Source organism: Sphingopyxis sp. BSN-002 (assembly GCF_022024275.1).
Taxonomy (GTDB): Bacteria; Pseudomonadota; Alphaproteobacteria; order Sphingomonadales; family Sphingomonadaceae; genus Sphingopyxis.
Map to the genome: position 1 here is coordinate 3,318,672 of NZ_CP091804.1, position 21,441 is coordinate 3,340,112.

The window sequence follows — 21,441 nt, forward strand, 5'->3', positions numbered from 1 at the left end:
GAGAGGGTTGAGGATGATCGAGGGAGTCGACCTCGCAGCGCTCGAACGCTGGATGGAGGGGCGGGGCGTCGGCACGGGACCGATCGCCGACGCGCGGCTGTTGTCGGGCGGCACCCAGAATATCCTGATGCGCTTTCGCCGCGGCGATGCCGCCTATGTGCTCCGTCGCCCGCCACCGGTGCCGCGCGCCAATTCGAACGACACCATGCGACGCGAGGCACGAGTGCTCGCGGCGCTCGACGGCACCGCCGTGCCGCATCCGCGGTTGTTGGCAGCCTGCCCGGAAGAAGATGTGCTGGGCGTCGCCTTTTACCTGATGGAGCCCGTCGAGGGATTCAATCCGACGCAGGGGCTGCCAGCGTTGCATGCGGGTGACGCGGTTGTCCGCCACCGTATCGGCCTGTCGATGGTCGAGGCGATCGCCGCCTTGGGCGCCATCGATTATCGCGCGGTCGGGCTCGACGGCTTCGGCAAGCCCGACAATTATCTCGAGCGGCAGGTCGGCCGGTGGAAGGCGCAGCTCGCCAGCTATGCCGATTTCGCCGAATGGCCCGGTCCCGATGCGATTCCCGGGGTCGAGCGCGTTGCCGACTGGCTCGACGCGCATCGCCCCTCTGACTTCCGGCCGGGGATCATCCACGGCGACTTCCATCTCGGCAATGTCATGGTGCGTCCCGACAGCGGCGACCTGGCGGCCGTGGTCGACTGGGAACTGAGTACGATCGGCGATCCCTTGCTCGATCTCGGCTGGTTGCTCGCGACCTGGCCCGAAGGCGACACGCCCCGCGCCACCGACGTCGCGATCACGCCGTGGGACGGGTTTGCGACCCCGGGCGAACTGGTCGCGCATTATGCCGCGGTCAGCGGCCGCAGTCTCGGTGCGCTCGACTGGTACGTCGTGCTCGCCTGTTACAAGCTCGGGATCATTCTTGAGGGCACGCATGCCCGCGCCGCTGCCGGCAAGGCGCCGAAAGAAACCGGCGACCGCCTCCACGCCCACACACTCGACCTGTTCGACCGCGCATTGCGTCGCATCAACTGAAGGAATGACGATGAAAGACGACACCGATTTCACAGGCCGACGGGTGCTGGTCGTCGGCGGATCGAGCGGCATCGGCAATGGTGTTGCGCACGGCTTTCGCGAGCGCGGCGCCGAGGTTCATGTCTGGGGCACGCGTGCCTCCGCAGCGGATTACGACGCGGCCGACGGATCGAATATGAGCGGACTCGGCTATAGCTGCGTCGATGTTGGCGATCCCGACGCGATCGAGGCGGCGGCGCTGCCGTTCGACGGGCTCGACGTGCTGATCCTGTGTCAGGGCACCGTCGTCTATCGCCGCGGCGAGTTCGAGCGCGAGGGGTGGGACCGGGTGATGGCGGTCAATCTCGACAGCCTGATGCACATATCGCGCAAGTTCCGGCCGCAGCTCGCCGATGCGGGCGGGTCGATCGTCATCGTCAGCTCGATCTCGGGGCTGAAGGGCAATATCGGCAACCCCGCCTATGCCGCGTCAAAGGCAGGAGCGATCAGCCTGACCAAGACGCTGGGGCAGGCGTTCGCCGCCGACGGCATCCGCGTCAACGGCCTCGCCCCAGGCCTCGTCGATACCAAGCTGACCAAGGTCACCACCCAGAACCCCGAGCGGCTGCAAGGCACGCTCGCCCATATCCCGCAGCGGCGGATGGGCACGCCCGAGGATATGGCGGGCGCCGCGATCTTCCTCGCCTCGCCGCTCGCTTCCTATGTCACCGGCCACACGCTCATCGTCGATGGCGGGCTCTCCCTCTAACGAAAGGCAGACAGATGAATTTCGAATATAGCGACAAGGTCGCCGGGCTGATCGCGCAGGTCGAAGCCTTCATGGACGAGCATATCTATCCGAACGAACAGGCCTATTACGATTTCGTCCATGACCAGAACAATCGCTGGCAGGAATGGCCGGGGATGGAGGCGTTGAAGGAAAAGGCGCGCGCGCAAGGACTGTGGAACCTGTTCCTGCCGCACGAATATGGCGAATTCTCGCCCGGCCTCACCAACCTCGAATATGCGCCACTGGCCGAGATTTTCGGGCGCGTGCCCTGGTCGAGCCAGGTGTTCAACTGCTCGGCGCCCGACACCGGCAATATGGAGGTGCTGGCGAAATTCGGTTCGCCCGAGCAGCAGGAGAAATGGCTGAGGCCGCTGCTGAACGGCGAGATCCGCTCGGCCTATGTGATGACCGAGCCGCAGGTCGCCTCGTCCGATGCGACCAATCTCGAACTGTCGATCATCCCCGACGGCGACGATTATGTGATCAACGGCCGCAAATGGTGGATTTCGAACGCGATGCACCCGCGCTGCGACCTCTTCATCGTGATGGGCAAGACCGATTTCGACGCGCCGCGCCATGCCCAGCATTCGCAGATCCTTGTCCCGCGCGACACACCGGGGGTGACCTTCGTCCGCCATCAGACCGTTTTCGGCTCCTACAATTCGCCGGGCGGCGAGTCCGAACTTCGGTTCGACAATGTCCGCGTGCCGAAGAAGAACCTGATCCTCGGCGAAGGTCGCGGGTTCGAGATCGCGCAAGGCCGCCTCGGGCCGGGCCGCATCCATCACTGCATGCGCTCGATCGGGCAGGCGCAGCGCGCGCTCGAACATATGGCGCGCCGCGTCGACAGCCGCGTCGCCTTCGGCAAGAAGCTCGCCGACCAGAGCAGCATCCGTCAGGACGTCGCGAAAAGCTTCTGCGAGGTCGAAATGGCGCGGCTGCTGACGCTGAAGGCGGCCGATGCGATGGACCGCTATGGCAACAAGCAGGCGAAGGACCTGATCGCCGCGATCAAGGTCGTCGCGCCGACAATGGCGCAGACCGTGTCCGACCGCGCGATTCAGGCGCATGGCGGCATGGGGGTCAGCGAGGACACGCCGATCGCCTATTTCTTCACGCTCAACCGCTACGTCCGCATCACCGACGGGCCGGAGGAAGTGCATATGTCGCAGCTCGGCAAGCAGAAGATCGCCGAATATGTCGCCGCGAACCGGCGCTGATCGGGAAGGGGAGGCAAAGCCATGAAAGCCCTTCGCTATTACGGCGCACACGACATCCGCTACGAAAGCATGGACGATCCGACGCCGCAATCGGACCGCGACGCGATCGTCAAGGTCACCGCCTGTGCGATCTGCGGTAGCGACCTGCACATCTATCATGGCCATGGTTTTTCGGAGGATGTCGGCTTCTGCGTCGGGCACGAGGCGGTGGGCGAGGTCGTCGAAACCGGGCGCGGCGTGTCGCGGCTGAAGGTCGGCGACAAGGTGATGATCCCTGCCGCGGTCGGCTGTGGATCGTGCCGGTCGTGCCTCGCCGGGGTCGTCAATCTCTGCGAGTTCGGCATGGGGTCCTGCTACGGCCTGTCGGCAAAGCTGCAGGGTTCGCAGGCCGAGGCGGTGCGTGTTCCTGCCGCCGACGTCAATGCCGTGCTTATCCCCGACGGCGTGTCGGAGGAACAGGCGCTGTTGATGACCGACGCGCTCGCGACCGCCTGGTTCGGTGCCCGCAATGCCGATATCGTGCCGGGCAGCAGCGTCGCCGTGATAGGGCTTGGGCCGATCGGCCTGATGGCGGTCGAGAGCGCCTTCGTCATGGGCGCGTATGTCGTCTATGCGATCGATCCGATTGCCGAACGCCGCGCGCTGGCCGAGGAGGCGGGCGCGATCGCGCTTCACCCCGGTGACGCAATCGAGACGATCCGCGAGGCCACCAAGGGACGCAAGCTCGACTGCGCGATCGAGGTCGTCGGGCGCGACGAGACGGTCGATCTCGCGCTCCGCCTAGTCCGCGCGCGCGGCACCGTGTCGGTGATCGGGGTGCAGCAGTCGCGGCGCTATGCCTTCCCGCTCGAACGCTTCTTCGCCGCCGGTCTGACCTTCCGCGCCGGCACCTGTTCGGTGCCCGAGGAGCTGCCCACGCTGTTCCCGCTGGTGCAGTCGGGGCGGCTGAGGCCCGAGAAATATATCAGTCACCGCTTGCCATTGAGCGCGGGAGCCGAGGCCTATGCGCTGTTCGATGCGCGCGATGGCGGCGCCCTCAAGATGATCCTGACGCCAAACTAGGCATACCATCCTCGCGCAAGATTGCCTTCATCTGCTGTATCAGCGATGGATAGCAGACTTACCATTTTGGTGCCTTCACCTACGTTTCATTGCGAAGAGTTTATGGGAACCGATCAAGCGGCGCGTTTGTCCGCTTTTCGAGGCACGGGCTGCAAAGAAGACGGCCCGCTAGCGCCCAGAGGTCGCCGCGCGAGTTTAGCGCAATGGGCATCCGGCTTGAGCGGTCCGCTTCTTTCCTGATCGTTCCTGACGCCGGTCTTTCTATCCTGCAGTCTGATCGGCCAATTTCGCCTTTGGAGAGCGAGGCAAGCCACGATAATTTACGGGCAAATAGGACCGGCACCTATCGACGACGCCGGTAGATCAAATTGAGGCCCGATTGGCCGCAGACCACGCAAGGCTAAGGTGGTTTGGCGCAGGCTTTCGTATGTCTGGAAAGAAATGGCTCCCCGGGTAGGATTCGAACCTACGACCGATCGATTAACAGTCGATTGCTCTACCGCTGAGCTACCGAGGAACACACCGCCGTGGCGGGCAAGGCGGCCCCTTTGCCGTCGCCCGAATGATTTTGCAAGACCTCAAACGATAAATTGTTCCATCGCGATGCGTTCGTCCAATCCCTGATCGGGATCGAAGAGCAAAGTCAGCGGCCGGCTGCGGTCGGTCGTGACCAATACGGTCTTCACGTCGCGGATTTCGCGCTGGTCTGCGACTGCGCTGACCGGGCGCTTTGCGGCCTCGCGGACGTTGAAGCGGATGCTCGTCGATTCGGGAACGAGCGCACCGCGCCAGCGCCGCGGGCGGAAAGGGCTGATCGGGGTCAGCGCGAGCATTGCCGAATCGAGCGGCAGGATCGGGCCGTTGGCGCTGAGGTTGTACGCCGTCGATCCGGCAGGGGTCGAGACGAGGACGCCGTCGCAGGCGAGTTCCTCAAGCATTGTCTTTTCGTTGATCATCACCTCGAGTTTTGCCGCCTGGCGCGTTTCGCGGAGCAGCGAGATTTCGTTGATCGCGGGCAGGATGTGCCGCTCGCCGCTGATCGTCGTGATGTCGCCCGACAGCGGATGAATCAGATAGGGGCGTGCGGCGGCAATGCGATCGAGCAGCCCTTCGACCCGGAACTCGTTCATCAGGAAGCCGATCGTGCCGCGGTTCATCCCGAACACCGGCATGCTGCGCCGCTGGTCGAGCAGCTGGTGCAGCATGTGCAGCAGAAAGCCGTCGCCGCCGAGAACGATCAGCATGTCAGCCTCGTTCAGGTCGACGAAGTCGTAGAGCGGACGAAGTTCGGCCTCGGCCTCCTCCGCCACGGGCGAATTCGACGCGACCAGCGCGATCCTGCGTTGCATTATGGTCCCCCTTGGCCCGGCTATCCTAGCCGCCCGTTGCACTCATATGACGCGCGACCGCCGGTTGTGACTTTCGTTCGATATGAAAGTCATGCGCGCGGGGTTTGCCAGCCAATGCGACATCAATCAAGCCGTCGACATCGTCGCCGTCACGCAGCGCTGCGCGGAGGTCGACATGGTCATCCTGGCCGAGGCACATGTAGATGCGCCCCTCGACGGTCAGGCGGATGCGGTTGCAGGTCGAGCAGAAATTGTCGCTGAGCGGGGTGATGAGGCCGAGGGTGACGGGGCTGTCCTCGATCGCGAAATAGCGCGCGGGACCGCCGGTCGCCTTGTCGACCGGCCAGATCGCGCGCGCCGCGCGCAGCGGTGCGATGAACTGGTGGAGCGGGATATAGTGATCGCTCCGGTCTCCTTCGATCTCGCCGAGCGGCATCGTCTCGATCAGCGTCAGGTCGCAGCCGTTCGCGCTACAGAAATCGAGTATCGGGAGCAGCTGATCCTCGTTGAGACCCGCGAGCGCGACCATATTGATCTTGACCGCCAGACCGGCGCTCCTCGCTGCGTCTACCCCGCGGAGCGCGACCCCGAGATCGCCGACGCGGGTGATGTGACGAAAGGCTGCCGGATCGAGGGTGTCTAGGCTGACGTTGATTCGCCGGACGCCGGCGGCGGCGAGCATCGGCGCATGTTCGGCGAGCCGCATGGCGTTGGTGGTCAGCGTCAGCTCGTCGAGTCCGTGGCCGATCAGCGCGCCCAGCCGCATTGCGAGCGTATCGATCCCGCGGCGGACGAGCGGTTCGCCGCCGGTCAGCCGGATGCGGCGGATGCCCCGCGCGACGAAGCGCTCGGCCAGATCCCCCATTTCCTCGATATTCAGAATCGCCGATTTCGGCAGGAATTGCATGTCTTCGGCCATGCAATAGCGGCAGCGCAGATCGCAGCGGTCGGTCACCGACAGGCGCAAATAGCTGATCCGGCGGCCGATGCCGTCGATCAAGGGCGCGGTCGAAGCCGCAGGCGGAGACGAAATTACGGCCATTGCGGGGATTGTGATGCAAAAGGGAAGGGCTTGGCAAGTAATCGCTGCTATGGCGGCGCTCATGAATCGGATGATTGACTCGGATGCGGCAAGCGTCCGGCAGATTGAATTGCTACAAGAACAGGCCGGCGCGGATATCGGCGTGATCCTCGTGCAGGTCGACCAGCTCGCGCGCATCAACACGAGCGCGGGGACCGAAACGGGTGATGCGTTGCTCGAAGAGGTGGCGCGACGGCTCGAAGGTTTCGCGGGCGACGAGTTCGGGCAAGGCTCAGTGGTCGAGCGGATCGGCGGACCGCGCTTCGTCATCGTGCCGGCGACGTCATTGTCGCTCGGGGCGCTGCGGGTACAGGAACGTGCGCTGCATGTGGCGCTTGCCGAGCCGATGGTCGGCGACCCCAATGGCCGGCTCGCGATCCGGATCGCGGCGTCGCTGATCACGCGCGACGAGGATATTGCCGCTCAGCTTCGCATTGCGAGCGACCAGCTTGGCCGTCCGGCATCGGCCCGCGATGGTGCCATGGTCAACGCGGCGCTCTCGCACGACGAGGTCGTCGTCTTCTATCAGCCGCAATATGATGTTGCGACGGGCGAAATGACCGGTGTGGAGGCGCTGCTGCGCTGGCAGCATCCCGAACTGGGCCTGCTCGGCGCGGGGCCGCTGGTCACCGCCGCGCGCGCGGCGCGCCTCGAGCGCGAACTGACCGAGCATGCACACCGCGTCGCGCTCGCCGAAATGGCGAAATGGCCGAAGGCGCTCGGCAAGCTGCGCGTTTCGCTCAACATCACCGCCGCCGATCTTGGCGATCCGGATTTCGCTGATCGTTTCGCAATGATGGCGAAATGGGCCGGAGTCGATCCTGACCGGATCACGCTGGAGCTGACCGAGCAGGCGATGCTCAGCGATCCCGCGAGCGCGGCGGCGCAGCTGGCGCAATTGCGCGCGCTCGGTTGCGCGATCGCGATCGACGACTTCGGGACGGGCTATTCCAGCCTGTCGCTGCTCGCGCGGCTGCCGATCGACTATCTCAAGATCGACAGCGGTTTCACGCGGAGCCTCGACGGCAGCGACCGCGACCGGATCGTCGTGCGCGCGATCGTCGATCTCGCGCGGGCGCTCGGCCTTCTGGTCGTGGCCGAGGGGATCGAGAAGGAGCAGCAGCTCGACCGGCTGAAGGAGCTTGGCGTGGCGACCTGGCAGGGCTTCCTGAAATCGGGACCGGTGCCCGGCGACCAGCTTCCGGACCTGTTGACCGCCTAGGCAGCCTGCTTCGCGAGTTTCCCCAATCCCTTCGAGAGCTGCAGCGCGCCGTTCAGGCGGGCGCCCGTGCTCACCCAGTCGCCGCTGATCGACAGCTTGTTGTCGGGGCGGATACGTGCGCGGCCTTTCAGTCGCTCGACATAGGCGATCAGCCCGGGGACGTTGGCAAACTGGTCGCCGTGGAAGCTGACGAGCGCGCCCTTGGTGCCGACATCGAGCTTGGCGATGCCCGCCGCCTTCGCGTTCGCCTTGATTTCCATCAGCTGGATCAGGTTCGCGGTCTCGGGCGGGAGCGGACCGAAACGGTCGATCATTTCGGCGGCGAAAGCATCTAGCGCCGGACGGTCGCCGGCGTCGTTCAGGCGGCGATAGAGCGCCATGCGCAGCGGCAGATCGGGGACATAATCCTCGGGGATCAGGATCGGTGCGTCGACGGTGATGATCGGCGACAAGGCTTCGCGCGGCGGCGCGGCGCCCATGCCCTCGGCCTTGGCGACGAGGATCGCCTCCTCCAGCATCGATTGGTAAAGTTCGAAACCGACCTCGCGGATGTGCCCCGATTGCTCGTCGCCGACGAGATTGCCCGCGCCGCGGATGTCGAGGTCGTGGCTCGCAAGCTGGAAGCCTGCGCCGAGCGTGTCGAGGTCGCCGAGCAGTTTCAGCCGCTTTTCGGCGGTATCGGTGATCGCCCCGCCCTCGGGCGTCGTGAGGTAAGCATAGGCGCGCGTCTTCGAACGTCCGACGCGGCCGCGGAGCTGATAGAGCTGCGCGAGACCGAAACGGTCGGCGCGGTGGACGATCAGCGTATTCGCGCTCGGGATGTCGAGACCGCTTTCGACGATCGTCGTCGAGACGAGCACGTCATATTTGCGGTCATAGAAGGCGCTCATCCGCTCCTCGACCTCGCCCGGTGCCATCTGGCCGTGTGCGACGACATATTTGATTTCGGGCACGCGATTGCGCAGGAATTCCTCGATGTCGGGGAGGTCCTTGATCCGCGGTGTGACGAAGAAGCTCTGGCCGCCGCGGTCGTGCTCGCGGAGCAGCGCCTCGCGAATGACAACGGGGTCCCAAGGCGCGACGTAAGTCCGCACCGCGAGGCGATCGACCGGCGGCGTCTGGATGACGCTGAGTTCGCGGAGGCCCGACATCGCCATCTGCAAGGTGCGCGGGATAGGCGTAGCGGTGAGCGTCAACACATGGACGTCGGCCTTCAGCTGCTTCAGTCGTTCCTTGTGGACGACACCGAAACGCTGTTCCTCGTCAACGATGACGAGGCCGAGATTCTTGAACTCGACCGCTTTCGCGATGACCGCGTGGGTGCCGACGACGATGTCGATCTGGCCGCTCGACAGGCCGTCGCGTGTCCTCTGCGCTTCGCCAGGGGGCACGAGCCGTGAGAGACGGCCGATATTGACCGGGAAGCCTTTGAAGCGCTCGACGAAGTTCGTGTAATGCTGGCGCGCAAGGAGGGTCGTAGGCACGACGACGGCGACCTGAACCCCCGCCATCGCCGCGACGAAAGCGGCGCGCAGCGCGACCTCTGTCTTGCCGAAGCCGACGTCGCCGCAGACGAGCCGGTCCATCGGGCGGCCCGCGGCGAGGTCTTCGAGCACGTCGCCGATCGCGCGGTCCTGATCGTCGGTTTCCTGATAGGGAAAGCGGTCGGCGAAGGCGGGGTAGGCGGCGTCCTGTGCCAGCACCTCGCCGGGGCGGAGCGCGCGCTGCGCCGCGGTCGCGAGCAATTCGCCCGCAATCTCGCGGATTCGCTCCTTCATTCGCGCCTTGCGACGCTGCCAGGCTTCGCCGCCGAGCTTGTCGAGCGCGACCCCGTCGCTCTCGCCACCGTAGCGCGAGAGGACGTCGAGATTTTCGACGGGGACGTAAAGCTTGTCGCCGCCCGCGTAAGTGAGCGCCACGCAGTCGTGCGGGCTGCTCCCGACCGGGATCGATGTCAGGCCTTCGTAACGGCCGATACCGTGGTCGAGGTGGACGACGAGGTCGCCGACGCTGAGCGTCGCGAGCTCGGCGAGGAAGGCGTCGGCGCTTTTGCGGCGCTTTTGACGACGTACCAGCCTTTCGCCGAGGATGTCCTGTTCGGTGAGCAGGCTGATCGCGTCGCTGGCGAAGCCATGGTCGAGCGGAAGGACGACCATCGCGGTCGCGCCGCCGCTTTCCGCCGAAGCGGTGCCGAGCGCGTCTTGCCAGCTTTCCGCCGGAGCGAGCGAGGTGACGCCATGGTCGCGCAGCAGCCCCGACAATCGCTCGCGCGCGCCGCCAGAATAGCTGGCGATGATCGTCTTGCGCGCCTTGCGGCGCTCGTCCGAGAGATGGTCGGCGACCTTGTCATAGACGTTGAGATCGGCCGTGCGCTCGGGCGTGAAATCGCGCGCGGCGAAGGTTTCGAGGTCGATCACCGTCGCCGATGGCGGGACGTCGAACGGCGAGATCATATGGATCGGGCGTGCGCGTTCGGCGTCGGACCATTCGTTGCGGGTCAGATACAGCGTTTCGGACGCGAGCGGTCGATAGCTGCCGGCCTGCTCGCGTTCGGCGGCGACGCGGTTCGCGTGATAGTCGGTAATCGCGTCAAAGCGCGTCTCGGCGGTCGCGTCGGTGCGGTGACCGCGGAGCACCGGGGTCGCGGGGTCGATATGATCGAACAGCGTCGCCAGCCGCTCCTCGAACAGCGGCAGCCAGTGATCCATGCCCGCCTGCCGCCTGCCTTCGCTGACCGCCTGATAGAGCGGATCGCCGGTCGCCTGTGCGCCGAAGATTTCGCGGTAGCTCGAGCGGAAGCGCTTGATCGTCGCCTCGTCGAGCAAGGTTTCGGCGGCGGGGAGCAATTGCAGCGCCTTCGCCGGACCGAGGCTGCGCTGGTCGGCGGGATCGAAGCGGCGGATGCTCTCGATCTCGTCGCCGAAGAAATCGACGCGGAGGCCCGTCTCCTCACCCGCGGGGAAGAGGTCGAGGATGCCGCCGCGTACCGCGAACTCGCCCTGATCGGCGACGGTATCGACGCGGCTGAAACCGTTCGAGACCAGCAGCTCGGCGAGCGCGTCGCGGTCGATCCGTTGCCCCGGCGCGAGGGTGGTCGCGAGCTGGCGGATGCGGAAGGGGGTAAGCGTGCGCTGGGTGATCGCGGCGACGGTGGTCAGGATCAACTCGCCGCGTTTCGGCGCTTGTTGCAGCGCCGACAGGGTCGCGAGCCGGTCGGCGCTGACGCGCATCGACGGGCCGGCGCGATCATAGGGCAGGCAGTCCCACGCCGGAAAGCGGTGGACGATCAGGTCGGGGGCAAAGAAGGGCGCGGCGTCGGCAACCGCCTGCATCGCGGTGTCGTCGGTCGCGACATAAACGAGCCGCTTGTCGCTGGCGCGCGCCAGATCGGCGAGCAGTAGCGGCAGGAAGCCGTCCGCCGTCCGCGCGAGCGTCAGCGGCGCCGGAGCCGACGCAATGGCGGCGAAAATATCGGCGGCAGGGCGGGTCATGGCAGCGGAATATAATCCAGCCGGCGCATCGCGGCGATCAGCGGCGGGTTGTCGAGATGTGCCGGCGGATGGCCGGTCCCGAGTGCCCACGCCATGATGTCGACATCATCCTCTTCGACGACCGCCTCGTACCAGTCGAGTTCGGCTTCGCCCCATTCGGCCGAGTAGCGGTCGAAGAAGCCGCCGATCATATAGTCGGCCTCGCGCGTGCCGCGGTGCCAGGCGCGGAATTTCAGGCGTTTGAGGCGGTCTTGCATGGCGATTCTTCTTAAGCGGCTCAGCGCGGTGCCGACGAAGTTTCCTCAACCCGTTCGCATCGAGCGAAGTCGAGATGCCCATCGGTCTGGCCTATGCCATCGGGGTGTCTCGACTTCGCTCGACACGAACGGAAAGACGAGGCTAGACACGCCCTAGCGATGCGACCCGATATACTCAATCCGCTCTTTGCCGCGCTGACCGACCTGAAAGGGGTCGGGCCGCAGCTGGCCAAGCCGCTGACGCGGCTCGGGCTGGAGCGCGTGGTCGATGTGCTGTTCCATTTGCCGACGGGACTGATCTCGCGCTTTCCGGTCGACCGGCTCGATCAGGCGCAGGCGGGGCAGACGATCATCGTCGAGCTGACCGCGCAGGATTATCGCCCGGGTCGCAGCCCGCGCGCCCCCTTCGGGGTCGAGGCGTTCGATAGTGCGGGCGATCATGTGCGGTTGACCTATTTCGGGCGGACGTCGGGGCTGGCGCGCAAGCTGTTCCCGCTCGGCGAGAAGCGCCGCGTGTCGGGCCGGCTCGACCTCTATGGCGATATGCGCCAGATCGTACATCCCGACCATGTTGCCGAACCCGAAGACGAGGCGGGCATCGCCGAACACGAACCGGTCTATCCGCTGACCGAGGGGCTGACCAACGCGCGGCTGTCGCAACTCGGCGCCGTGGCGCTGGAGCGGCGGCCGGAACTGACCGAATGGATCGACGCGCCGCTGCTCGCGAGCCGTGGCTGGCCGGCGTGGCGCGAGGCGATCGAACGGGCGCACGCAAGCCCGCGCGACGAAGTGGCGCGCGACCGGCTCGCCTATGACGAGATTTTCGCTAGCCAGGTTGCGCTGATGCTGATCCGGCAAGGGCTGCGGAATCGGAAGGGCAGGGCGATCGTCGGCGACGGGCGCCTGACCGATGCGCTGCAACTTCCTTTCGGGCTGACCGGAGCGCAGGAGCGCGTCGGGCGCGAGATTGCGGGCGACATGGCGCAGGACACGCCGATGCTGCGGATGCTGCAGGGCGACGTCGGGTCGGGGAAGACACTCGTCGCACTGCGCGCGATGCTGACCGCGGTCGAAGCGGGGACGCAGGCGGCGCTGCTCGCGCCGACCGAGATCCTAGCGCGCCAGCACTATGCGACCCTGCAAAGGATGCTCGGCGGCCTGCCCGTGAACCTCGCGATCCTGACCGGGCGCGACAAGGGGAAGGTTCGCGAGTCCACGTTGATGGGGCTCGCCGACGGCAGCATCGACATCCTTGTCGGAACGCACGCCATTTTCCAGCAGGCGGTAAACTACAGGGATCTCTCGCTGGTCGTCGTCGACGAACAGCATCGTTTCGGTGTCGCGCAGCGATTGATGCTCACGGCGAAAGGCCAGCGTCCGCCGCACCTGCTGGTGATGACCGCCACCCCGATCCCGCGCACGCTGCAATTGGCCAATCATGGCGAGATGGACGTGTCGCAGATCGACGAAATGCCGCCGGGGCGGACGCCCGTCGACACGCGGGTGATCTCGCTCGACCGGCTCGACGATGTCGTCGACAGTCTCGATCGCCACCTGTCGACCGGCGCGCAAGCTTATTGGGTGTGCCCGCTCGTCGCCGAGAGCGAGGGGAGCGAACTTGCCGCCGCCGAGAACCGGGCGGCGCTGCTTCGCGCGCGGTTGGGCGACTCCCGCGTCGGGCTGGTTCACGGGCGGATGAAGGGCCCGGAAAAGGATGACGTCATGGCGCGCTTTCAGGCGGGCGAGATCGGCGTTCTTGTCGCAACCACAGTGATCGAGGTCGGCGTCGATGTCCCCAGCGCGAGTCTGATGATCATCGAACATGCGGAGAATTTCGGGCTTGCCCAGCTCCACCAGCTGCGCGGCCGGGTCGGGCGCGGTGCGGCGAAATCGGTGTGCCTGTTGCTGCGCTCGCAGAATCTTTCGGAAACCGCGCGCGAGCGGCTGGCCCTGATGCGCGACACGAACGACGGCTTCGTGATCGCCGAGAAAGATCTGGAACTGCGCGGCGGCGGCGAGTTGCTGGGGCTGAAGCAGTCGGGCGACGCCGATTATCGCGTCGCGACGCCCGAGCAGCTGGTACGGCTCTTGCCGGTGGCGCACGACGACGCACGACTGTTCGTCGAGCGCGACGGCGGCATGGAGGGAGCGCGCGGCGAAGCTGTTCGCCTTTGTCTCTATCTGTTCGAACGCGACGCCGCGGTGCCGCTGCTTCGGAGTGGGTAATAGCTCCCCTCCCGCTTGCGGGAGGGGTTGGGGGTGGGCTGCACCGCTTCAGGTACCCACCCCGCTGCGACTAGCGAGCAGGCTCGCAAGTCTCGCTGCCCCTCCCGCAAGCGAGAGGGGAAAACAGCTTTCAGTTGTAGCGCTGACTTAGTTGACGTCCCCGCGCGCGCCCATGGCGCGGATCATCGGCAGATAATCCTCGGCGGCGATCGACTTTTCGAACTGTACACCGGTCTTGCCGCCGAGCGACCAGACGACCTTTGCGGCAGTGCGGCCGATGATCGGCATGCGGAAAACGACGAGGTCGCCGATTTCGAGCCCGCGCTCGTACCGCATCAGCATACCGTCGGCGCTGATGTTGACGCAGGTGCACATTTCCTGCCGCCCGTCGGGCAGCACGAAGGGCAGGCGGCAATAGACGTCGCTACGCGGCGCTATTCGCTGGTCGAGGCCGACATAATGGGCCTTGCTGGTATCGATCTTGCGCATACGTCCCGGACCTTTGTGGTTTGCCATGCAGCATTGGTACGAATGCTGAAGAAACCGTAAAGGGCTTTTCCCGGTTCAGCGCGTGACGAGGCCGTGTTTCTTCGACCCGAGGCTGACCGGAACATCGCCTGTCCCTGGCTGGATCAGATGGTGCGGATCGCGAACGACGACGCCATCGACCTTGACCGCGCCCTCGTCGAGCTTGCGCCGCGCTTCCTTGTTCGACGCGGTAAAGCCCAGCTCGCGAAGGGCGTCGACGATGCTGATGCCGCCGGCGCTTGCCGACACCTGTGGCAGGTCGCCGCCAATCTGTCCCTTTTCAAAGGTTTGGGTGGCGGTCTCGGCAGCGATCTTCGCGGCCTCGGCACCGCGGCACATCGCGGTCGCCTCGTTCGCGAGGATCTTTTTCGCCTCGTTGATCTCGGCGCCTTCGAGCGCTTCCAAGCGCGCGATTTCGTCCAGCGGGAGATCGGTGAAGAGCTTCAGGAATTTGCCGACGTCGCGGTCGTCGCAATTGCGCCAATATTGCCAATAGTCGAAATGGGGCAACTGTCCCGAATTGAGCCACACGGCACCCGAAGCAGTTTTGCCCATTTTGGTGCCCGCGGCGGTCGTGAGCAACGGAGTCGTCAGGCCATAGAGCTCGGCGCCGTCCATCCGGCGGCCAAGTTCCATGCCGTTGACGATATTCCCCCACTGGTCCGATCCGCCCATCTGGAGGCGCACACCGCGCTCCTTCGACAGGTAGCGGAAGTCGTATCCCTGCAGGATCATGTAGTTGAATTCGAGGAAGGTCATCGGCTGTTCGCGGTCGAGCCGCAGCTTGACCGAATCGAACGTCATCATGCGGTTGATCGTGAAGTGCGTCCCCACTTCCTGCAGCAGTTCGATATAGCCGAGCTTGCCGAGCCAGTCCTGATTGTCGACCATTACGGCGTCGGTCGGACCGTCGCCGAAGGTCAGATACTGCTGGAAGATGCTGAAGATCGAGGCGATGTTTGCGGCGATTGTCTCGTCCGACAGCATCTTGCGGCTCTCGTCGCGTCCCGTCGGGTCGCCGATCCGCGTCGTCCCGCCGCCCATCAGCACGACGGGCTTGTGCCCCGTCTGTTGCAGACGACGCAGCATCATGATCTGGACGAGGCTGCCGACGTGCAGGCTCGGCGCGGTCGCGTCGAAGCCGATATATCCCGGGACAACCTGTTTCGCGGCAAGCGCATCGAGCCCTTCCGCGTCGGTCGTCTGATGGATATAGCCTCGCTCGTCGAGCAGGCGCAGCAGGTCGGATTTATAGTTCGTCATAGCGGGCGGGCGCTTAGCATGGGGTTTGATATTTGGATAGCATGCGCAAAGAGCTGATCTGCCACCCCGACACCCCGGCGCGTGCGGTGCGGTCGATCGCGGTCGAAGTGGACCTGTCGTTCGAGGAGGGCTTTGCATTGCGCTTCATCGTCGAGGGCGAGATCGGCGCGATCGTGCTGCCGCAGGGCGAGGGCGAGCTGGTCATCGCCGACAGCGTCACCGACGGATTGTGGCAGAGTACCTGTTTCGAGGCGTTCCTGACCGAGGAGGGCCAACCCGACTATACCGAGTTCAACTATGCCCCCGACGGGCGCTGGGCCTGTTACCAGTTCGACGACTATCGCTCGCTGCTGCGTCCCGACGATCTGGCGCCCTGGCTGATGGAGAGCGAGCGCGAAGTCGGTCGTTATGTCCTGCGTGTCGAGCCGGGTATCTTTCCCGACACCGGATCGAAGCTCGCGCTGTCGGCGGTGATCGAGGAGGTCGACGGGACGAAGAGCTATTGGGCGCTGCGGCACCCCGCGGGCAAGCCCGACTTCCATCATCCCGATTGCTTTGCGCTGACGCTTGAGGCACGCGGGCGGGCATGACGACCCACTTCGGTATCGACCGCCTGCTCGCCGACCCCGCGCTTCGCGCGCCGCTGCAAGGGAAGCGCGTCGCGCTGCTCGCGCACCCCGCCTCGGTCACCGCTGACCTGACGCACAGTCTCGATGCACTGGTCGCGGCGGGGATCGACGTCACGGCGGTGTTCGGGCCGCAGCACGGCGTGCGCGGCGACCTGCAGGACAATATGATGGAGTCGCCGGACTTCACCGATCCGACCTATGGCATGCCGGTGTTCAGCCTCTATGGCGAGGTGCGGCGCCCGTCGGGGCAGTCGATGCATACGTTCGACGTCATGCTGGTCGACCTGCAGGATCTGGGCTGTCGCATCTACACCTATGTGACGACGCTTTTGTACGTGCTCGAAGCCGCGGCGGAGCATGGCAAGGCGGTGTGGGTGCTCGATCGCCCGAACCCGGCGGGACGTCCCGTAGAGGGCACGCGGCTTCTTCCCGGCTGGGAAAGCTTCGTCGGCGCGGGGCCGATGGTGATGCGCCACGGGCTGACGATGGGCGAGATGGGGCACTGGTTCATCCGCCACTTCGGGCTCGACGTCGACTACCGCGTGATCGGGATGGAGGGGTGGGACCCCGAAGGGCCGGGGTTCGGCTGGCCCGTCGAACGCGTCTGGATCAACCCCAGCCCGAACGCGGCGAACCTCAACATGGCGCGCGCCTATGCCGGGACCGTGATGGTCGAGGGCGCGACGCTGAGCGAAGGGCGCGGCACGACGCGCGCGCTCGAACTCTTCGGTGCGCCCGATATCGACGCGAAAGCGGTAATCGCCGAGATGAAGCGGATCGCACCCGAATGGCTTGCCGGCTGCAAGCTGCGCGACATCTGGTTCGAGCCAACCTTTCACAAACATATGAAGCAGCTCAATAACGGCATCCATATCCACGCCGAGGGCGGCTGGTATGATCATTTGGCGTTCCGGCCATGGCGCGTGCAGGCGCTGGGCTTCAAGGCAATCCGCTCGCTCTATCCCGACTATCCGGTCTGGCGCGGTAAGGATTTCAAATATGAGTACACCGACGACGTGCTCGCGATCGACGTGATCAACGGCGGACCGGGTCTGCGCGAGTGGGTCGATGATGCCGGCGCTGCGGCGGGCGATCTCGACGCGGTTGCGGTGCCCGACGAAGCGGCGTGGCGCGAAGAGATTGCGGACCTGCTGATTTACTGAGGAAGGGATGGCGATGCATCGGCGGCAATTTCTGGGTACGGCGGCGCTCGGCGGTCTGGTTGCAACCTTGCCGGTTTCCGCGCTTGCAGCTGACACCGCCGGCCTGCCGAACCTTGCTGCCCGAGCCGTACCGATCGGCAAGGCCGAGCGCCTGGCGCGCATCGCCAAGGCGAGGGAGTTGATGCGCGCGAACGATATCGGCGCGCTGCTGATCGAGCCGGGGTCGAGCCTCATCTATTTCACCGGGGTCGAGTGGTGGCGGAGCGAACGGCTGACTGCCGCGGTGCTGACGCGCGAAGGCGAGGTCGCGATCGTCACGCCCTTTTTCGAGGAGCCTTCGGTGCGTGAGAGCCTGGGAATCGAGGCCGAGGTGCTGACGTGGAACGAGGACGAGAACCCGCTCGCGGCGGTGGCGGCGTGGCTCGGCAAGCGCGGGCTGACAAAGGGCAGGATAGGCGTCGAGGAAACGGTGCGCTATTTCGCGGTCGACGGGCTGGAAAAGGCGATGCCGGGCGCGACCGTCGTCAATGGCGCGCCCGTCGTGCGCGGATGCCGCATGCACAAGTCGCCCGCCGAAATCGCGCTGATGCAGATCGCCGCCGACATTACCATTGCCGCCTATCGCCACACCGCGCCGCGGATCGAAGCGGGAATGACGCCCGCTGATATCGGCGCGATCATGAAGGCTGCGACGACGGCTCTTGGCGGGCGCAGCGAGTTCGAGCTGATCCTGCTCGGCGAGGCGAGCGCCTATCCGCATGGCAGCGGCAAGCCGCAGGCGGTAAAGGATGGCGAAGTCGTGCTGATGGACTGCGGCGCGACGGTCCACGGCTATCAATCCGACATTTCACGGACCTTCGTCCATGGCAAGGCGAGCGCACGCCAGCGGCAGGTGTGGGACCAGATGCGCAAGGGGCAGGATGTGGCGTTCGCCGCGGCGAAGCTGGGGACGCCGGCGGGCGCGGTCGACGATGCGGTTCGCGCTTATTATCAGGGCCTTGGCTGGGGTCCCGGATACAAGTTGCCGGGCACATCGCACCGCACCGGGCACGGCATCGGGCTCGACGGGCACGAGCCGGTGAACCTCGTCCATGGAGAGACGACGAAGCTCGCGCCGGGTATGTGCTTCTCGAACGAGCCCGGCATCTATATCCCCGGCGAATTCGGCATCCGGCTCGAGGACTGCTTCTACATGACCGACAGCGGCCCGAAATGGTTCAGCGAACCGCCGCCGTCGATCGATCAGCCTTTCGCCTGATCGGGCGCTGTCGGTCGCTGTACGAGGCTGACCAGCACGAAGCTGATGATCATCAGCAGATACCAGCTGCCGAGTTTCTCCAACCCGACCATGTGCCAGCCGTCGTTCTGGCTGGGATAGGTCCATGCGCGCGCGAAGGTGCCGATATTTTCGGCGAACCAGATGAAGAGCGCGACAAGGCCCCAGCCGACGAGCAAAGGCATGCGGCGGTGCGTGTGGAGCGGGCGGAACCAGACCTGACAGCGCCAGAAGAGCAGCGCGGTCGCGGCGAACAGGAACCAGCGGATGTCATAGATCCAGTGGTGCGCGAAGAAATTGACGTAGATCGCGGCAGCGAGAAGATAGCTCGTCCAGACCGGCGGATAGCCGGTGTAGCGGAAATCGAAGATGCGCCAGACCCGCGCGATATAGCTGCCGACCGCGGCGTACATGAAGCCCGAGAAGAGCGGCACCGCGCCGATGTGGAGCAGGCTCGCTTCGGGATATTGCCACGAGCCCGCCGCGGTCTTGAACAGCTCCATGATCGTGCCGACGATATGGAAGATCAGGATGACGATCGCTTCCTTCGGCGTCTCCAGCCGGAAGGCGAGCATGCCGAGCTGGATCAGCACCGCGCCGATCGTGATAGCGTCATAGCGATGCAGCGGGGCGTCGTCGGGCCAGAAGAGATGCGTGCCGAGCAGCAGCGCGAGCATCAGCCCGCCGAACAGGCACGCCCATCCCTGCTTGAATCCGAAGGCGAGGAATTCGAGGAACGAGCCACGCGGCCCGGGCTCGACCGCCATCGCCTCGAGGCGCGCGCGGACCGCATGGAAGCGGCTGTGGCTGCGCGCCGGTTCAGACATGCACGGAGACGTAGGCGATCAAGTTCGCGGCGGGCAGCAGCAGCGCTTGCGCGAGGACCGTCCCCGCAAGGCGGCTCAGCGAAATGAAGGTGATCGCGCGGCGGAAATCGCTCTCGTCGACTTTGCCCTCGACCGCATCGTCGGTCATCACCGACAGCTGCGGGTCGATGAAGGCAAACAGCAAAATCGTCGCGAAGCCGTTGATGAGGGCCGAGAGTTGCGATGCGGTGACGCGGAATTCGGGAGCGAGGTAGCCGGCGTAGAGCGACGCGACGACCCCGACCGCGATCAGCGATTGGGCAAGACAGTTGGCAATCAGCACGCCCCAGCCGATCCCTTTCGGCATCTTCCAGGCCTTCAGATGCGACAGGCTGGGGAGGGTCAACGACTGGCGCAGCGTGCGCAGCCCGCTCGGGCTCATCGCCTTGACCGCGAGTTTCGTCGTCGAACGGTTGTTCTGGTACCAGCCGATCGCGGCCGCGAACATCCGCTGACCCGTCGGTACGAGCAGGATGCCGACCAAAGTCGCGACGCTCGCCGCCGCAAGCACCATCTGCATGTCGAAGAACAGCTGGCCGCCGCTGCCGTCGTGGATGCGCGTCTCGATCCGCTTGGCGAGGAAGGGACCGAGGAAGCTGTTCGATGTGCGCGAGAAGAGCACGAGGATGTTGAACAGCGCGAAGGACATCGCAATGCGCCGCGTCCGGACACCAGCGATGCGCGCGGCATAGGCGAGCGCACCGATCAGGTTGATGAAGCCCGTGAGCAGCAGGATGGTAACGAGGGGGAGGTCGATCATCTTCGCGCCCCTACACCCCGCGTACGTGGCGTCAATGCTTTCGCGTCAGCTCGCGCATTGCATCATCGAGTCCCGCGAGAGACAGCGGGTACATGCGGTCATTCATCAACTGTTTGATCAGCTTCACCGACTGTGTGTAGCCCCAATGCGCCTCGGGCACCGGGTTCAGCCACACCGCAGCCGGATAGACGTGCGTCATGCGCTGGATCCAGACCGCGCCCGACTCTTCGTTGAAATGCTCGACGCTGCCGCCCGGATGGGTGATTTCATAGGCGCTCATCGACGCGTCGCCGACGAAGATCAGCTTATAGTCATGGCCATATTTGTGGAGGATATCCCACATCTGGTGCCGTTCCGACCAGCGGCGCTTATTGTCCTTCCAAACGCCTTCGTACGGGCAGTTGTGGAAATAGAAGAATTCGAGATTCTTGAACTCGGTCGTCGCGGCGCTGAACAGTTCCTCGCAGAGCTTGACGAAGGGGTCCATCGAGCCGCCGACGTCGAGGAACAGCAACAGCTTCACCGCATTGCGCCGCTCGGGACGCATCCGGATGTCGAGCCAGCCTTGCCGTGCCGTGCCGTCGATCGTGCCCGGAATGTCGAGCTCGTCGGCCGCGCCCTCGCGCGCGAACTTGCGCAGGCGGCGGAGCGCGATCTTGATGTTGCGGGTCCCGAGTTCCTTGGTGTTGTCGAGATTCTGGAACTCGCGCTTTTCCCAGACTTTCAGCGAGCGCTTGTGCTTGCTCTCGCCGCCGATGCGGACGCCCTCGGGGTTATAGCCCGAATTGCCATAAGGCGACGTGCCGCCGGTGCCGATCCACTTGTTGCCGCCCTGGTGGCGCTTTTGCTGTTCCTCGAGCCGCTTTTTCAGCGTCTCCATGATCTCGTCCCAGTCGCCGAGCGACTTGATCGCCTCCATCTCCTCGGCCGTGAGATATTTCTCGGCCACGGCTTTCAGCCATTCCTCGGGAATGTCGACGGGGTTCTGGCCATAATCGGTGAGCAGGCCCTTGAAGACCTTGTTGAAGACCTGGTCGAAGCGGTCGAGCAGGCCCTCGTCCTTCACATAGATCGATCGGCTGAGATAATAGAATTGCTCGGGGCTGCGGTCGATGACTTCGCGGTCGAGCGCCTCCAGCAACAGCAGATGCTCTTTCAGGCTGGCGGGAATGCCCGCGGCCCGAAGTTCGTCGAGAAAGCCCAGAAGCATGGGGCAGGCGTACCGCTTTGGCGGCGC

The 21,441-nt window shown here is 65.1% G+C and carries 18 protein-coding genes and 1 tRNA gene; 9 read left to right on the forward strand and 10 right to left on the reverse strand.

Annotation, left to right across the window (positions count from 1 at the left end; genetic code table 11):
* Positions 1-13: 13 nt before the first annotated feature.
* From L7H23_RS16375 to L7H23_RS16390, 4 genes are read left to right on the forward strand one after another with little or no spacing between them, the layout of a single operon-like run.
* Positions 14-1,042 (forward strand): phosphotransferase family protein, encoded by a 1,029-nt coding sequence (locus L7H23_RS16375; RefSeq protein ID WP_237836932.1) that lies wholly within the window; start codon positions 14-16, stop codon positions 1,040-1,042.
* 10 nt (positions 1,043-1,052) lie between these two features.
* Complete coding sequence (locus L7H23_RS16380) at positions 1,053-1,790, forward strand: SDR family oxidoreductase (protein ID WP_237836933.1); 738 nt, start codon at positions 1,053-1,055, stop codon at positions 1,788-1,790.
* Between the two features lie 14 nt (positions 1,791-1,804).
* Entirely contained in the window at positions 1,805-3,031 is a 1,227-nt protein-coding gene (locus L7H23_RS16385; protein WP_237836934.1) for an acyl-CoA dehydrogenase family protein, read from the forward strand.
* 21 nt (positions 3,032-3,052) lie between these two features.
* On the forward strand, positions 3,053-4,093 hold the full coding sequence (locus L7H23_RS16390) for an alcohol dehydrogenase family protein (protein WP_237836935.1): 1,041 nt from the start codon (positions 3,053-3,055) through the stop codon (positions 4,091-4,093).
* A gap of 442 nt (positions 4,094-4,535) precedes the next feature.
* Here the strand turns inward: L7H23_RS16390 and L7H23_RS16395 are convergent.
* The 3 genes from L7H23_RS16395 to moaA form a co-directional block, all read right to left on the reverse strand.
* Positions 4,536-4,610, reverse strand: a tRNA-Asn gene (locus tag L7H23_RS16395).
* 61 nt (positions 4,611-4,671) lie between these two features.
* Positions 4,672-5,442, reverse strand: a complete 771-nt coding sequence (locus L7H23_RS16400; protein ID WP_237836936.1) for an NAD kinase — start codon at positions 5,440-5,442, stop codon at positions 4,672-4,674.
* Between the two features lie 25 nt (positions 5,443-5,467).
* Positions 5,468-6,484, reverse strand: a complete 1,017-nt coding sequence (gene moaA / locus L7H23_RS16405) for a GTP 3',8-cyclase MoaA (RefSeq protein ID WP_237836937.1) — start codon at positions 6,482-6,484, stop codon at positions 5,468-5,470.
* Positions 6,485-6,545: 61 nt separating this feature from the next.
* On the opposite strand from moaA, the gene L7H23_RS16410 reads away from it, so the two are divergent.
* Positions 6,546-7,745, forward strand: a complete 1,200-nt coding sequence (locus L7H23_RS16410; RefSeq protein ID WP_237836938.1) for a GGDEF domain-containing phosphodiesterase — start codon at positions 6,546-6,548, stop codon at positions 7,743-7,745.
* Here the strand turns inward: L7H23_RS16410 and mfd are convergent.
* Both mfd and L7H23_RS16420 read right to left on the reverse strand, forming a co-directional pair.
* Entirely contained in the window at positions 7,742-11,236 is a 3,495-nt protein-coding gene (mfd, locus tag L7H23_RS16415) for a transcription-repair coupling factor (RefSeq protein ID WP_237836939.1), read from the reverse strand. The genes L7H23_RS16410 and mfd overlap by 4 nt on opposite strands.
* Positions 11,233-11,493 carry a succinate dehydrogenase assembly factor 2 gene (locus L7H23_RS16420; protein WP_237836940.1) on the reverse strand — a complete coding sequence of 87 codons (261 nt, stop codon included), beginning with the start codon at positions 11,491-11,493 and terminating at the stop codon, positions 11,233-11,235. The genes mfd and L7H23_RS16420 overlap by 4 nt, the downstream gene beginning before the upstream one ends.
* 159 nt (positions 11,494-11,652) lie before the next feature.
* On the opposite strand from L7H23_RS16420, the gene recG reads away from it, so the two are divergent.
* Positions 11,653-13,719, forward strand: a complete 2,067-nt coding sequence (gene recG, locus L7H23_RS16425; RefSeq protein ID WP_237836941.1) for an ATP-dependent DNA helicase RecG — start codon at positions 11,653-11,655, stop codon at positions 13,717-13,719.
* 147 nt (positions 13,720-13,866) lie between these two features.
* Here the strand turns inward: recG and L7H23_RS16430 are convergent, their stop codons facing one another.
* Together L7H23_RS16430 and tyrS are read right to left on the reverse strand one after the other, a co-directional pair.
* Positions 13,867-14,235, reverse strand: a complete 369-nt coding sequence (locus tag L7H23_RS16430) for a PilZ domain-containing protein (protein WP_237836942.1) — start codon at positions 14,233-14,235, stop codon at positions 13,867-13,869.
* A gap of 48 nt (positions 14,236-14,283) precedes the next feature.
* Positions 14,284-15,510, reverse strand: a complete 1,227-nt coding sequence (tyrS, locus tag L7H23_RS16435; protein ID WP_237836943.1) for a tyrosine--tRNA ligase — start codon at positions 15,508-15,510, stop codon at positions 14,284-14,286.
* 41 nt (positions 15,511-15,551) lie between these two features.
* Here tyrS and L7H23_RS16440 point away from each other — a divergent pair, with 41 nt between their 5' ends.
* From L7H23_RS16440 to L7H23_RS16450, 3 genes are read left to right on the forward strand one after another with little or no spacing between them, the layout of a single operon-like run.
* The gene (locus tag L7H23_RS16440; protein ID WP_237836944.1) at positions 15,552-16,100 is read left to right on the forward strand and encodes a DOMON-like domain-containing protein; all 549 of its coding nucleotides are present in this window, start codon (positions 15,552-15,554) and stop codon (positions 16,098-16,100) included.
* The gene (locus L7H23_RS16445) at positions 16,097-17,302 is read left to right on the forward strand and encodes a DUF1343 domain-containing protein (RefSeq protein WP_237836945.1); all 1,206 of its coding nucleotides are present in this window, start codon (positions 16,097-16,099) and stop codon (positions 17,300-17,302) included. Before L7H23_RS16440 ends, L7H23_RS16445 begins: the two co-directional genes overlap by 4 nt.
* Positions 17,303-17,315: 13 nt before the next feature.
* Entirely contained in the window at positions 17,316-18,560 is a 1,245-nt protein-coding gene (locus L7H23_RS16450) for a Xaa-Pro peptidase family protein (RefSeq protein WP_237839285.1), read from the forward strand.
* Here L7H23_RS16450 and L7H23_RS16455 read toward each other — a convergent pair.
* The 3 genes from L7H23_RS16455 to L7H23_RS16465 are packed head-to-tail and all read right to left on the reverse strand — an operon-like array spanning position 18,545 to position 21,414.
* Positions 18,545-19,405: a DUF817 domain-containing protein gene (locus L7H23_RS16455; RefSeq protein ID WP_237836946.1), complete on the reverse strand. Its 861-nt coding sequence runs from the start codon at positions 19,403-19,405 to the stop codon at positions 18,545-18,547. The genes L7H23_RS16450 and L7H23_RS16455 overlap by 16 nt on opposite strands.
* Positions 19,398-20,204: a lipid II flippase Amj family protein gene (locus tag L7H23_RS16460; RefSeq protein WP_237836947.1), complete on the reverse strand. Its 807-nt coding sequence runs from the start codon at positions 20,202-20,204 to the stop codon at positions 19,398-19,400. The genes L7H23_RS16455 and L7H23_RS16460 overlap by 8 nt, the downstream gene beginning before the upstream one ends.
* Before the next feature lie 31 nt (positions 20,205-20,235).
* Positions 20,236-21,414, reverse strand: a complete 1,179-nt coding sequence (locus tag L7H23_RS16465; protein ID WP_237836948.1) for a VWA domain-containing protein — start codon at positions 21,412-21,414, stop codon at positions 20,236-20,238.
* Between the last annotated feature and the right edge of the window lie 27 nt (positions 21,415-21,441).

Coding starts and splice junctions, on each gene's coding strand:
- moaA (WP_237836937.1), bottom strand. CDS start 6,484: ATGGCCGTAATTTCGTCTCCGCCTGCGGCTTCGACCGCGCCCTTGATC.
- L7H23_RS16445 (WP_237836945.1), top strand. CDS start 16,097: ATGACGACCCACTTCGGTATCGACCGCCTGCTCGCCGACCCCGCGCTT.
- L7H23_RS16440 (WP_237836944.1), top strand. CDS start 15,552: ATGCGCAAAGAGCTGATCTGCCACCCCGACACCCCGGCGCGTGCGGTG.
- L7H23_RS16390 (WP_237836935.1), top strand. CDS start 3,053: ATGAAAGCCCTTCGCTATTACGGCGCACACGACATCCGCTACGAAAGC.
- L7H23_RS16420 (WP_237836940.1), bottom strand. CDS start 11,493: ATGCAAGACCGCCTCAAACGCCTGAAATTCCGCGCCTGGCACCGCGGC.
- L7H23_RS16410 (WP_237836938.1), top strand. CDS start 6,546: ATGAATCGGATGATTGACTCGGATGCGGCAAGCGTCCGGCAGATTGAA.
- tyrS (WP_237836943.1), bottom strand. CDS start 15,510: ATGACGAACTATAAATCCGACCTGCTGCGCCTGCTCGACGAGCGAGGC.
- L7H23_RS16450 (WP_237839285.1), top strand. CDS start 17,316: ATGCATCGGCGGCAATTTCTGGGTACGGCGGCGCTCGGCGGTCTGGTT.
- L7H23_RS16455 (WP_237836946.1), bottom strand. CDS start 19,405: ATGTCTGAACCGGCGCGCAGCCACAGCCGCTTCCATGCGGTCCGCGCG.
- recG (WP_237836941.1), top strand. CDS start 11,653: ATGCGACCCGATATACTCAATCCGCTCTTTGCCGCGCTGACCGACCTG.
- L7H23_RS16400 (WP_237836936.1), bottom strand. CDS start 5,442: ATGCAACGCAGGATCGCGCTGGTCGCGTCGAATTCGCCCGTGGCGGAG.
- L7H23_RS16430 (WP_237836942.1), bottom strand. CDS start 14,235: ATGGCAAACCACAAAGGTCCGGGACGTATGCGCAAGATCGATACCAGC.
- L7H23_RS16380 (WP_237836933.1), top strand. CDS start 1,053: ATGAAAGACGACACCGATTTCACAGGCCGACGGGTGCTGGTCGTCGGC.
- L7H23_RS16460 (WP_237836947.1), bottom strand. CDS start 20,204: ATGATCGACCTCCCCCTCGTTACCATCCTGCTGCTCACGGGCTTCATC.
- L7H23_RS16375 (WP_237836932.1), top strand. CDS start 14: ATGATCGAGGGAGTCGACCTCGCAGCGCTCGAACGCTGGATGGAGGGG.
- L7H23_RS16465 (WP_237836948.1), bottom strand. CDS start 21,414: ATGCTTCTGGGCTTTCTCGACGAACTTCGGGCCGCGGGCATTCCCGCC.
- mfd (WP_237836939.1), bottom strand. CDS start 11,236: ATGACCCGCCCTGCCGCCGATATTTTCGCCGCCATTGCGTCGGCTCCG.
- L7H23_RS16385 (WP_237836934.1), top strand. CDS start 1,805: ATGAATTTCGAATATAGCGACAAGGTCGCCGGGCTGATCGCGCAGGTC.